General features: G+C 64.6%; 11 protein-coding genes and 1 tRNA gene. 1 reads left to right on the top strand and 11 read right to left on the bottom strand.

Going from position 1 to position 12,444, the window contains the following annotated elements:
- Positions 1-130: 130 nt before the first annotated feature.
- On the top strand, positions 131-733 hold the full coding sequence (locus JQ592_RS04735; protein ID WP_211401778.1) for a DNA-3-methyladenine glycosylase: 603 nt from the start codon (positions 131-133) through the stop codon (positions 731-733).
- 89 nt (positions 734-822) lie between these two features.
- Here the strand turns inward: JQ592_RS04735 and JQ592_RS04730 are convergent, their stop codons facing one another.
- The 11 genes from JQ592_RS04730 to JQ592_RS04680 form a co-directional block, all read right to left on the bottom strand.
- Positions 823-3,699: a valine--tRNA ligase gene (locus JQ592_RS04730; protein WP_211401777.1), complete on the bottom strand. Its 2,877-nt coding sequence runs from the start codon at positions 3,697-3,699 to the stop codon at positions 823-825.
- 140 nt (positions 3,700-3,839) lie between these two features.
- The gene (locus JQ592_RS04725; protein ID WP_211401776.1) at positions 3,840-4,622 is read right to left on the bottom strand and encodes a PopZ family protein; all 783 of its coding nucleotides are present in this window, start codon (positions 4,620-4,622) and stop codon (positions 3,840-3,842) included.
- 305 nt (positions 4,623-4,927) lie between these two features.
- Complete coding sequence (locus tag JQ592_RS04720) at positions 4,928-6,313, bottom strand: TolC family outer membrane protein (protein WP_211401775.1); 1,386 nt, start codon at positions 6,311-6,313, stop codon at positions 4,928-4,930.
- Between the two features lie 207 nt (positions 6,314-6,520).
- Positions 6,521-7,183: a protein-L-isoaspartate O-methyltransferase family protein gene (locus JQ592_RS04715; RefSeq protein WP_211401774.1), complete on the bottom strand. Its 663-nt coding sequence runs from the start codon at positions 7,181-7,183 to the stop codon at positions 6,521-6,523.
- A gap of 141 nt (positions 7,184-7,324) precedes the next feature.
- Positions 7,325-7,504 (bottom strand): hypothetical protein, encoded by a 180-nt coding sequence (locus JQ592_RS04710; protein ID WP_211401773.1) that lies wholly within the window; start codon positions 7,502-7,504, stop codon positions 7,325-7,327.
- 216 nt (positions 7,505-7,720) lie between these two features.
- A tRNA-Asn gene (locus JQ592_RS04705) sits at positions 7,721-7,795 on the bottom strand.
- Positions 7,796-7,989: 194 nt separating this feature from the next.
- Positions 7,990-8,358 carry a hypothetical protein gene (locus JQ592_RS04700; RefSeq protein WP_211401772.1) on the bottom strand — a complete coding sequence of 123 codons (369 nt, stop codon included), beginning with the start codon at positions 8,356-8,358 and terminating at the stop codon, positions 7,990-7,992.
- Between the two features lie 211 nt (positions 8,359-8,569).
- Complete coding sequence (locus tag JQ592_RS04695) at positions 8,570-10,264, bottom strand: flotillin family protein (protein ID WP_211401771.1); 1,695 nt, start codon at positions 10,262-10,264, stop codon at positions 8,570-8,572.
- Positions 10,265-10,288: 24 nt separating this feature from the next.
- Positions 10,289-10,948 (bottom strand): OB-fold-containig protein, encoded by a 660-nt coding sequence (locus tag JQ592_RS04690; protein ID WP_211401770.1) that lies wholly within the window; start codon positions 10,946-10,948, stop codon positions 10,289-10,291.
- A gap of 10 nt (positions 10,949-10,958) precedes the next feature.
- Entirely contained in the window at positions 10,959-12,122 is a 1,164-nt protein-coding gene (locus JQ592_RS04685; protein WP_211401769.1) for a PspA/IM30 family protein, read from the bottom strand.
- Between the two features lie 133 nt (positions 12,123-12,255).
- Positions 12,256-12,444 (bottom strand): transposase (locus JQ592_RS04680; RefSeq protein ID WP_211401768.1); only part of this gene is annotated, 189 nt, incomplete at its 5' end.

Genomic DNA, 12,444 nt, shown 5'->3' with positions numbered 1-12,444 from the left:
GGGGTATCCGGTCTGTTCAGGTCCTACCTAGTCGGTCTGGCCCGGCATCGCAACCCGGCTCGCACCACTTCAGGGAACATGGCAGATATGGGCAATATCCTGCTCTGTTCTCAGGCGATTCTCACCTCGAATGGCTCCAGTCTCGAAACCTTCCACACCACGGCTTGGCAAGGCCCTGAAGCGTGCCTTTTTCGCGCGCAACGTGCGCGAGGTCGCACACGACCTGATCGGCGCGACCATGCTGGTCGACGGCGTCGGCGGGATCATCGTCGAGGTCGAGGCCTATCATCATACCGAGCCGGCGGCGCACTCCTACAATGGTCGAACGCCGCGGAACCAGGTGATGTTCGGCCCGCCCGGCTATGCCTATGTCTACCGTTCCTACGGCATCCACTGGTGCGTGAACTTCGTCTGCGAGGAGGAAGGCTCGGCCAGTGCCGTCCTGATCCGCGCACTGGAGCCGACGCATGGCCTCGCTGCGATGCGGCGCCGCCGCCATGTCCAGGACCTGCACGCGCTGTGCTCAGGCCCGGGCAAGCTGACCGAGGCGCTCGGTATCACCATCACGCACAACACGCTGCCGCTGGATCGGCCGCCGATTGCGTTGCATGCGCGGACGGAGGACGTCGAGGTCGCAACGGGCATCCGGATCGGCATCACCAAGGCCGTCGAGCTGCCCTGGCGCTATGGCGTCAGGGGCTCGAAATTTTTGAGCAAGCCGTTTCCGAAGTGAAGGTCATTCCAGGGCGGCTCGAAGAGCCGAACCCGGAATCTCGAGATTCCGGGTCTGGTCCTTCGGACCATCCCGGAATGACGGGCGTCCTACGACGCCTGCTTCAGCCGCTCCAGCGCCTCCAGCAGCTTGGCCTTGCGGGCCAGCGCCGCCTCGCGCTTTTCGCGCTCCTCCTCGACGACCTCCTCGGCCGCGTTGGCGACGAACTTCTCGTTGGCCAGCTTGGATTCGGCGCGCTTGATGTCGGCGTCGGCCTTGCCGATTTCCTTGTCGAGGCGCGTGCGCTCGGCGGCGACATCGATCACGCCCTTCAGCGGCAGCGCGGCCACTTCGCCGCGCACCAGCAGTTGAACGGCGCCGTCAGGCGCACGGTCGACGAAGGCGATGTCGGACAGCCGCGCCATGCGCTTGATGACGTCGATCCAGCGCGGCGCGCGCTCCCTGGTCTCGGCCGAGGCGCCCGCGAGCACCAGCGCCGTCAGCGTTGCCGGCGGGATGTTCATTTCGGCGCGCACGGAGCGGATTTGCGTGACGAGGTCGATCACCCAGCCGATCTCGGCTTCCGCCTTGGGATCGGTGAAGTCGGCATGGTCGAAGATCGGCATGACCAGAGCCGGCGAGATCAGCGGATCGGTCGGCCCGGCGGCTGCGGCGAGCATCGCGAGCTGTTCCGGCGAAGGCTCAGACGGCTTCAGCGGCCACGGCGCCAGCGCGAGCAGGCCGTCGCGCTTGGACGTCACCTCCCACAGCTCTTCGGTGATGAAGGGCATGAAGGGATGCAGCAGCTTCAGGATCTCGTCGCGCGCCCAGGCCACCATGGCGCGGGTTTCGTCCTTGGCGGGGCTATCGGGGCCAAGCAGCACGGGCTTGGCGAGCTCGACATACCAGTCGCAATAGACGTTCCAGACGAAGCGATAGATCGCGCCGGCGGCATCGTTGAAGCGATAGGCCTCGATCGCCTCGGTCACCTCGCGCGTGGTGTGCGCGGTCTCATGCGCGATCCAGCGGCTCAGCGTCTCTTTCGCCTTCGCCGGCTCGAAACCCTCGGGCACGGCACACTGGTTCATCTCCGCGAAGCGGCAGGCGTTCCAGAGCTTGGTCGCGAAATTGCGGTAGCCTTCGACGCGGCTGGTGGCGAGCTTGATGTCACGGCCCTGCGCGGCCATCGCTGCCAGCGTGAAGCGCAGCGCGTCCGCGCCATATTCGTCGATCAGGTTGAGGGGATCGATGACGTTGCCCTTCGACTTCGACATCTTGGCACCCTTCTCGTCGCGGACGAGGGCGTGGATGTAGATCGTCGAGAACGGGATCTCCTTCATGAAGTGCATGCCCATCATCATCATGCGGGCAACCCAGAAGAAGATGATGTCGAAGCCGGTGACCAGCGCGTTGGTTGGATAGTAGCGCTGCACCTCGGGCGTATCGTCGGGCCAGCCGAGCGTCGAGAACGGCCACAGCGCCGAGGAGAACCAGGTGTCGAGCACGTCCTCGTCGCGGGTGATGAAGCCCTCGCGCTTGTTGCGGTCGAGCGCCATCTCGCGCCCCTGCTCGACCGTGATGACCTCCTGCTCGACGTAATAGCCGAGCGCGTGGCTGATGGCCTCCTCCTCGGTCTCGGCGACGAACACCTTGCCATCAGGGCCGTACCAGGCCGGGATCTGATGGCCCCACCAGAGCTGGCGCGAGATGCACCAGGGCTGGATGTTCTCCATCCACTCGAAATAGGTCTTTTCCCAGTTTTTCGGCACGAACGAGGTTTCGCCCGAGCGCACCGCCGCGATCGCGGGTTTTGCGAGTGTCTTCGCGTCGACGTACCACTGGTCGGTCAGGTAGGGCTCGATCACGCTGCCAGAGCGGTCGCCATGCGGCACCATGTGGGTGTGCGGCTCGATCCGCTCGACGAAGCCGAAGGCTTCCAGCCGCTCGACGATGCGCTTGCGCGCCGCGAAGCGATCGACCTTGTTGAACTCCTCGGCGAATTGCGCGGCGCCTTCGGGCAGGTCACGCAGATAATCCTCGTTGTCGAGGAGATCGAGGCAGCCTTCCCTGTCGAGCACGCTGATGCGGCGCAGGCCGTGGCGATTGCCGACCTCGAAGTCGTTGAAGTCGTGCGCCGGCGTCACCTTGACCGCGCCCGAGCCCTTCTCGGGATCGGAATACTCGTCGGCGACGATCTTGATCTTGCGGCCGACCAGCGGCAGGACGACGTTCTTGCCGATCAGCTTCTGATAGCGCTCGTCCTCCGGATGCACGGCAACGCCGGTGTCGCCGAGCATGGTCTCCGGCCGCGTGGTCGCGACGACGATGAAGGTCGAGGGATCCTCGGGGCTGAAGGTCTTGCCCTCGATCGGATAGCGCAGATACCAGAGGTGGCCCTTGACCTCGGTCTGCTGCACTTCGAGATCGGAGATCGCGGTGAGCAGCTTGGTGTCCCAGTTCACCAGCCGCTTGTCCTTGTAGATCAGGCCGTCGCGGTGCAGCTCGACGAACACCTTGACGACGGCCTTCGACAGGCCCTCGTCCATGGTGAAGCGCTCGCGCGACCAGTCGCAGGACGCGCCGAGGCGCTTGAGCTGGTTGATGATGGTGTCGCCGCTCTCGGCCTTCCACTGCCAGACCCGCTCCAGGAACTTCTCGCGGCCCATCTCGCGGCGGCCGGGTTGCTGGCGCTCCATCAGCTGCCGCTCGACCACCATCTGGGTGGCGATGCCGGCATGGTCGGTGCCGGGCTGCCACAGCACGTCGCGGCCGCGCATGCGCTCGAACCGGCACAGGATGTCCTGGAGCGTGTTGTTGAGGGCGTGGCCCATGTGCAGCGAGCCCGTCACGTTCGGCGGCGGGATCACGATGGTAAAGGGCACCGCGTCGCGGCGGTCGGGGCGGCCGGCCTTGAAGGCACGGCTGTCCTCCCACACGACGGACATGCGGGTTTCGATATCGGCGGGCTGGTAATTTTTCTCGATCATGGGGCTGCTAGAAAGCCGCGCGCGGGGGCCAAGTCAACGAAAAGGTCAGCGGAAAGCGAGGCGGCAACAGCACTTTCCGGCCCGGTCCGAGGCCGGATATGACACCCAAGCCGGGCTTTATGAGGGCCCTTCGGCCGCTCTCAGCGGCCGCCGCGCGAGACCCGCTCGATTTCGGCCTTCACGATGCGTTCAACAAGGCCCGGCAGATTGTCGTCGAGCCAGGACTTCAGCATCGGACGCAGCATCTCCTTGACCAGATCCTCCAGCGTCCGCGCATTGCTGCTGAGGACCGTATGGGCCAGGGAGTTGAAGGCGGATTCGACCGCGGAGACCGTCGATTGCGCCAGGATCGGCTGTTGCAGCGGCAGCGGCGGTGCATCGAAGTCCACCGGCGCGTAGGACGGCGGAGGCGCCGGACGCGGCGGCGGCGATTCGGCGAATTCGAGATCGTCGCGCGGCTCGACCTTGCGGAAGCTTGGTGGCGGCGGAGGCGGTGTCGGCGCCGGGTCCATCGCCATCTCGTCGGTCAATTCGAGCACGTCGGGTTCAGGCTCGGGCTCCGGCTCCGGAGCACGGACCTCGGGCGCGGGCGTCGCCGCATCGAGACCCGCCAGCAGCGCGTCGATATCGTCCTGGTTGTTAGGTCCGGCATCCGCGGCGGGCGGGGGCGGCGGCGGCGGTGCCGGAGCCGGCTTCGCAGCCGGAGGTGGCGCGGGCTTCTCGGCGGCAGGTTTGGGCGGTGCGACCTTGGATGGCGGAATCTCGTTCATCGGCTTGGGCGGCGGCGCGGCGGGCGCTGCAGCCTTCTCGGGCTTGGCGGCCTCTGCCGGCGGCGGCTTGGCCTCATCGTCGGCAATGATGCGCCGGATCGAGGCCAGAATCTCCTCCATGGAGGGTTCTGTGACCTTTGCAGGCTGCGTCATCTCCGACTCCACATCATCAACGCCCTCGCATGCGTTGTTTTACACCAAGCACGACAGGATTGGCCGGTTCCGCAGCGAGCGCCCCGACATTTTCGTCGCGGCAGCCCGACTTGTCCCCAGATCACGGCTCAACGTGCGGCGGCGCGCCCCTGCCCTCGGCACTCGAGCTTTACGCATACGACATCAGTTGCGGAGCGAATCGACCCGCATCTTCTTGGCAAGGCTATGTCAGGGATTTTGATGATTGCAAGCAAAGCACCGGTCGGCCGCAATTGTTCGCGAGGCCGACCGGATGACTACGGGGATCAGCGCCCGTCAGGCGTACGCACGCCGCCCCAGCTGTCGCGGACCTGATGGTAGTGAACGCTGGGATCGTAGACCGTGGTCGCAAGGCCGAGCACCTGCGGCGACAAGCGGCCGACTGCGGCGAGGACGTTGTAGGATGCCACCACGCGGTCGTGCTGCGCGGTCACCAATGCGACGCGCGCATTGACCAGCGCCTGCTGCGCGTTGAGCACGTCGAGCGTGGTGCGCTGACCTGCCTTGGCTTCCTCGCGCACACCGTTGAGTGCGATCTCGGACGCCGTCACCTGCGCCTGTGCGGACTGCACCTGCGCCTTGCCGGCCTGCAACGTCCCCCAGAACTGCACCACGTTCGCACGAGTCTGGTCGCGCGTGGTTTCGAGGTTGAGACGCTGCTGCGCCAGGTTTTCCTTGGACTGCCGGATCAGCGAATATTCGCTACCACCCTGATAAATCGGCACCGAGACCTGCGCGATCGCGGATGCGTTGAACGAGCGCAACTGAATCAAGGACTGTTCGTTGGACTGCGTGGCTGCTGCCTGGATCGTAACCGTCGGCAGCAACGCACCTTCGGCGACTTTGACCTGCAAGAAATTGACGTCGATGCCATACATTGCGGCCGTGACGTTGGGATGCTCGATCAGGCCGAGCTCGATGGCCGAAGCGAGTGTTGACGGCAGGAACCGGTCGACCGGCGAGCCCGGTGCGAGATTCGTCGGCTCGTTGCCGATGATGCGGCGGAAGTTCGCCCGCGTCGTGGTGAGATTCGCCTCCGCGGTGAGCGCCTGCGTCTTGCCGGCCGCCAGTTGCGCTTCCGATTGCGCAACGTCGGTGCGCGTCACTTCGCCGACGTTGAAACGATCACGGGTCTGCTTCAGCGTCTGCTCGAGCACGCGCACGTTGCTGCGCTGGACTTCCAGCGTGGCGGCATCGCGCAGATAATCCATGTAGGTCGTGGCGGCCTGGAGCAGCAGGCTTTGATCGAGGCTGCGCAGCGCTTCGCGGGCACCGGACACCTGACTCTCCGCCGCCCGCGTTCTGTTGGCGGTCTGGTTGCCATTGTAGAGCGTCTGCGTAGCGGTAATTGCAGCGCTGCGAGGCATGGTGGTTCCGTGGATGGACGAACTCCCCACGCCACTCTGCAAATCCGTATACTGATAACCGCCGCTCGCCGTCAGCGAGACCCTGGGGCGATAGCCGGATAGGGCTTGCGGCACGTTTTCGTCAGTCGAGCGCACCTGGGCGCGCTGTGCGTTGAGCTGCGGATTGTTCTGATAGGCGCGCACCAAGGCGGCCTCAATCGTGTCCGCCAAGGCAGGCGTCGGCCCGGCCAGCGCCAGCAGCAGGACCGAAACCGCAGCTCCGGTGAAGAGCTTCACCCCATGCATCCCAAAATTTCCGTTTCATTTTAACGCCCGGCTCGTGCCCGCGAGCCGGGTTACCGTCTATCGAGTGGAGTCGTTGCCCCGCCGCAACATAGGACGCGGATTGGCGCGACGGAACTACCTCAAGGTAGTTCTCGGTGGAAACTCTTCACGTGCAGCATCCCGGCCACACTTCTGATTCAGAACGGGATTTTAACGGGATTTGGGCCGTCAGAAGACGAAGGCGGCGGCCCGTTCCAGCCCGGGAAGGACCGGAGCTGTGGCGTCGAACAGCGCCCGATGGCCGAATTCCCCGTGGGTCCGGGTCACGATCGTCGCCCGCGGCGGCCTTGATTCGGCCGATACGCCCACCAGACGGCCGCCCTCCTTGAGCTGCCCGAACAGCCCTTCCGGCGTCACCTCGGCGGCGCCATTGAGGATGATCACGTCATAGGGGGCGGCGGACGGTTCGCCCTCGGTGCAGGGAGCAGCCTTGCAGGTGACGTTGGCGAGGCCGAGGGCAGCAAAGGCCTCCTTGGCCTTCGCGGCCAGGGCAGAATCGCACTCCGTCGCGGTGACCTGACGCGCCAGCTTGGCCGCCAGCGCGGCGAGATAGCCCGTGGCGCAGCCGACGACCAGGACATTGTCGCCCTCGCCGATCTCAGCGGCCTGGAGCAGCTTGCCGGTCAACTGCGGCTTGATCAGGAACCGCTTGGCAGCGCCCTCGCTCACATCGAGATCGAGGTCGAGATAGGCCAGGGCCTGGCGGCTCGCCGGCACGAACGCCTCGCGCGGAACGGTGAGCATGGCATCGAGAATTCGGCGATCGGTGACGTCATTGGTGCGCACCTGGCCATCGACCATTTTGAGGCGCGCGGTCGAAAAACCGGACATTTGCGGACCCTGAAATGCGGACGATGCCGCGGACGGAAGTTAGCGGCATCTTTGGAACATGCCCGGCGAAAACGCAACATGGCCGTTGGGCCTTGGCTGGCCACGGCCGCCGCAACTCACCGCATCAGGGAACAGGACGAACTATTCGATCGTCACCGCGAGGCGACCGATCAGGGCGGCGACCTCATCCAGCCGCGCCGAATCGGGCGTCTCGACCGCACGCTTAAGGCGGGCGATGCATTCGTCGTCGCTGAGCTCGGGAACGTCGGCCGGCAGAATCGAGGGAGCCAGTTGGGCGCGGTCGATCTGGATGTCGGGCATGTGAATCAGCTCCGTAAGAGTCCGGCTCTGGCAAGCTCGATTTGAATTAAGTCGTTTTGGTGCCGCCCCGGCGGCTGCGATGGCGCTGCCGGACACATCTGCTTGAACGCGATTCTGCGTGGATCGGAGCACCGCCGGGTCCGCGAGAGACGACTCGAGCGACATCGCGCGCCGCATCAGCGAACGCCGGTAAGTTCATGAATTGACAGCGGAATTTGGCTCCCCGGGCTGGATTCGAACCAGCGACCATCCGATTAACAGTCGGATGCTCTACCGCTGAGCTACCGAGGAAAAGGGCGAACTGTCGTCCGCGCGCGGGTGCGTATAACAAAGCCGGTTGCGCTTGCAAAGGACGAATTCGTCATCTTCCGCAACGCATCTGAGGAAGGGCCTGGGCCGGCCCCTCCAGTTTTTTTGGTTTGACGCGTTTTCTTTACGCGAACCGGTATCCACTTCGCTCGAAAACGCTCTCTGTCGGGCGAAAACTATTCGGCGACGAACGACGTGGTCTTGGTGCCGGAGTCGTAGCGCAGCCGGAGCGCGGTGAACTTGCAGAGGTTGACGTTCTTCCAGAGCACGGCCTCGTCATAGTTCTGCCAGTCGACGCGGATGTTCCAGACACACCCCTCGTCATCCTCGTCGAATTCGACATAGGTGCTCGCCTGGTTCTGCAAAACCTTGTCGAGTTCGTTCTCCCATTCGTCGAGGCCATCGTCCGGCGCATTGAAGCCGAGGAATTTGATGGCATAGCCGGTCTCGTTGACGACGGTGACGTTGCGGGCGTCGGCAGCAAACGACGCCGTGGCGGCGATCGAAAGACCGATCGCGACCAGTCCGGACAGAAAATACTTCATGTGAAAATCTCCCGATCGAAACAGGCTGTAAGCGCCTGACGTCGATCGGCGCCGGCGCCGCGGCAACAAATGGCGTTGCCTCAAAGAGCCGTCCGGAGTGCGATCGACGGATTCAACACGCGATCGATCCGCACTCCGGGACGTTGCGCGACGCGAGACGCGCAAGGCCTGTTCTTATCGTTTCGAATTCTCAGCAGCAATGAACCGGCATTCATAGATCGGCGCTGTTTGTTTTCTCCGGCGCGGGCGCCGGCACTGCGGCGCCGTTGCTCTTGCCCGTCACGGCGCCGACCAGCGCCTTCACGGGATCATCCCCCGGCGCAAAGCCGCTCTGGCGCAGGATCTCGTCGATCATCGGACGCAGCGCGTGCACCTTGAGCAGCTCGCCGGCAAGGCCCTCGCCGAAGCCGACGTTGCCGCTACCTGCGCCATTGCCGCCGAACGCACCGCCGGTGTGCAGGATACGGACGTCCTTGAGGTTGGCGATCGGCTTGACCATCTCGGCCAATGCCGAGGGCATGGTCTCGATCCGCTTCTTGGCGATCTCGAAATCGATGACGTTGCTGCCGAGCTTGTTCTGCGCCTCGTTCTTCATGGTGATGACGGCAGCTTCCGCCTCGCCGATGTTCCGGACACCGACCGCCTTGATCTTGTTGGACTCGGCTTCCGCCGTTGCCAGCGTCTTGACGGCCTCGGCGCGGTCGAGCGAGGCCTTCTTCTCGGCTTCGGCCGCGACGATCAATTCGGTCGACTTGCGCTCGGCCTCGGTCCGTGCGGCCAGCACCTGGGTGAGACGGGCGCGATCGGCGACCTCGACCGCGCGTGCGGTCACGACCTTTTCCTCCGCCGAGACGGCCAGCGCTTCGGCCGTCTTGGCCTCTGCAACGGCTTCCGAGGTCTGCTTGCTCTTGGCCGCGATCTGGATTTCGTTCTCCTGCGTCGCGATCTGGATTTCGCGCTGGGCGTCGGTCTTGCGCTTGTTGATTGCGAGATCCGACTCGATCACAGCGGTTTCCTTGACCTGCTTGGCGCCCGCCTCCTTTTCGGCAACGGCCCGGTCGGTGTCGATGCGGGCGTTTTCCTCCGTCAGGCGGGCGGTCTGGGTCGCGGTTGCGACCTCGGCGCGGGTGCTGGCGGTCTTGTTGGCGATGTCGCGCTCCTGCGAGAGCTCGGCTTCCTTCTTGGTCCGCTCGATCCCGAGGGTCTGCTGCCGAGCCTCGAGGTCCTTCTGCGCGATCGCCACCTCGTTGTCGCGCACGATGGCGTTGCGGTCGCGCCGGCGGGTCTCGGTGACGGTCTTGAGCTGGGTGAGACCTTCGGCGTCGAAGAAATTCTCGGGGTTGAAAAACTTGACGTCGGTCTGGTCCAGCTTGGTCAGCGACACCGATTCAAGCTCGAGCCCGTTCGATTTGACGTCGGACTCAACTGTCGACTGCACGTGCTTGACGAAGTCCGAGCGCTTCTCCTGAAGCTCCAGGATGCTCATGGTCGCGGCAACCGAACGGAGGCCGTCGACGAATTTCGCCTCGACCTGGTTGCGCAGCGCCTCGGCGTCGTTGGTCAGCGCGCCCAGCGTCTGGCTTGCCAGCGCGATGCTTTCCTCGTCCGGGCGGACGCGCACGTAGAACTCGGCGACGATGTCGACGCGCAGGCGGTCCTTGGTGATCAGGGATTCCCGCTCCTTGCGCTCGACGGTCAGCCGGAGCGTCTTCAGATTGACGCTGGCATAGGAGTGGAAGATCGGCAGGATCATGGCGCCGCCGTCGAGCACGACCTTCTTGCCGCCGAGGCCGGTGCGCACGAAGGCCTCGTCACGCGTGGCGCGCTTGTAGAGAATGGTGAAGACGATCCCCAGGACGACGATCAGCGCGACGCCGATCATGGCCGGGACTGCGATGTCGAACATGACTTGCTCCAATGAATTGACTTACTAGCTGCTTAGAGGTGGCTTGGACGGTTTGAGTTCATCCTCGGCCTTCACCGCCACGAAGCGGGTGCCATCGCGATCGACCAGCAGGACCAGGGTTCCCTGCGGCAGGGGCGACGACGAAGGTGCCGCGACCGCCAGGACAAAGTGGCGGTTGCCGTGGACGTCGGCGACGCTGACCCGGCCGGGCGGCCCCTGGTCGAGCGGACCGACGACGACCTCACCGACGCGGCCGACGAGATCGCCGAGGCCGACGACATAGCTCTCGTCCTTGGGAATGATCCGCGCGATGGCGCCGCTGGCGGTGCGCACCAGCGGAACCGAGACGACAATCGCCCCGACCGAGGCGACCGTCGCCGGCAAGGGCCCGGCCACCATCCGGGCGATGTCCTGGATCAGGAAGCCGGTGATGGAGAAGGCGCCGAGCGCCAGCAACAGGAAGATCAACAGCGGCACGCCGCCGACATTGATCCAGGAAATGGCGTTGAGCACGCCATTGTCACTAGGATGGCTGAAATCGATGCTGGTGCCGAGCATCTCGCTGAGGGAAGCCCCGACCAGCATCGTGATCACCTCGAGCGAGCCGACGATGACGATCATGGCCGCCGCGATCGCGAACGGCCTGACCTCCGGCGACATGACGTGTTCGAGCAATGCGCTCATGACACTGCACTCAAGTGCGCGACTTCAACCGCGCCAGCCTCGCCGCAATTTCCTTGTCGCGATGAAGCGCGCTGAGCTCGTCGATGTCGCTGGAATACGGGATGCCCTGCGGCACGCCGGTCGCCCGTGCCACCGCCCTGCCCGCCCGCATGGCCTTGGCTGCTGCGGAAGCCCCGCCCGACTTCCGGGGCGACGTCGAGGCCTGATGGCTCGCATGCGCCTCACTCTTTTCGAGATCGGCGCGGCGCTGCTCGGCATCCTGGAGCGCCGACAGCACGGCGCGCAGCGAGGTCACGCATTGCTCGATCTTCTCGTTGTTCTCGTCGATGGCTCGCGAGAGCACCTCGAACTGCGCCTCCAGATCCATCTGCCGTGCGATGCCGGCACGGGCGAGATCGTCGCGGCCATCGGCGATCGCGCCTTCGATCTTGGCGGTAAGATCGGTCATCGCGCGTTCGATCTCGCTGCGGCGCGCGTTGAGGCGGTATTCCTCGGCCCGTCCGGCCGCGAGCGCGTCGCGCGCCTCGCTTTCGGCACGTTCGATCTCGCGGATGGCCTGGCCGACCACCTTCAGCTTGTTCTTGCCTTCCGCCTGCTCGATCGCGTCGTAGGCGATCCCGGCGATCAGACGCCCGACCCGGGACAGGAAGTTGTCGGGGGCGGCAGCGATGGTATCCATGGCGTTCTCCTCCTCTGGCAGGCTGTTCGGCGTGACGCCGTAGTGAACTTCGAAACCGTCGTCGGTGCGGATGAGGTGCGCCGGCACGCTCTGGCCCCAACCCTCGGCATAGCCGGCGTAGTCGAAGGGCACGCTGAAGCGCCCTTGCACGGTCGCAATCGAAATGGTGGCAGGGCCCTTGATCTTGGCGAGCTTGTCGTCGAGCGGCAGGCGGCGGCCTTGCGCTGCGCGATACTCGTTGCGGTCGCGCAGGCCCAGCGTCACCAGCCGCGACGGCAGTGCGGTATGTTTCCGGATCGGCTCATAGGCGTGAGCGTGGAGCAGGACGACATTGGAACCCACATTATGGGTCCGGGCCACCTCGTCGAGGATCTCCATCATGCGGTCATAGGCCTGGAATGTTGCCTCGATGGCGGCCTTGGCGGCCGGGTCCGGGGCAAGCCTGTAACGCAGTGCGGACGGCGCGTTTCGGGGTGACTGGCTCATGAAAAGCACTAAAGCACCATTTTGGTGCTTTAGGAAGAGGAGGCTCGATCACGTTCCACTGATCCCTTTGCACTCTGTAGGTTAGTCGCTGCCGGCAGGGCCCGCGTTCAAGGACGGCAATCACCCCTAGAGCATGATGTTTTTATACGGAAACATAGCCTGAGTTTTTGAAGTAGTTGGTGCACTCCTCTTCTGAGAAGAGATCGAGGAGTTCACCGACTTTTCGCCAGGTTGTCTCGACGTCACGCGCTTCCGCAGCTCGCATGAGGTGTTTGAGTTTGGCGAAGACCTGCTCGATCGGGTTGAGGTCAGGGCTATATGGCGGCAAGAA

This window comes from Bradyrhizobium iriomotense (genome assembly GCF_018129405.1).
GTDB classification, from domain to species: Bacteria; Pseudomonadota; Alphaproteobacteria; order Rhizobiales; family Xanthobacteraceae; genus Bradyrhizobium; species Bradyrhizobium iriomotense_B.
The sequence above is the reverse complement of the archived record's forward strand: the minus strand, read 5'-3'. Positions and strand labels throughout refer to the sequence as shown.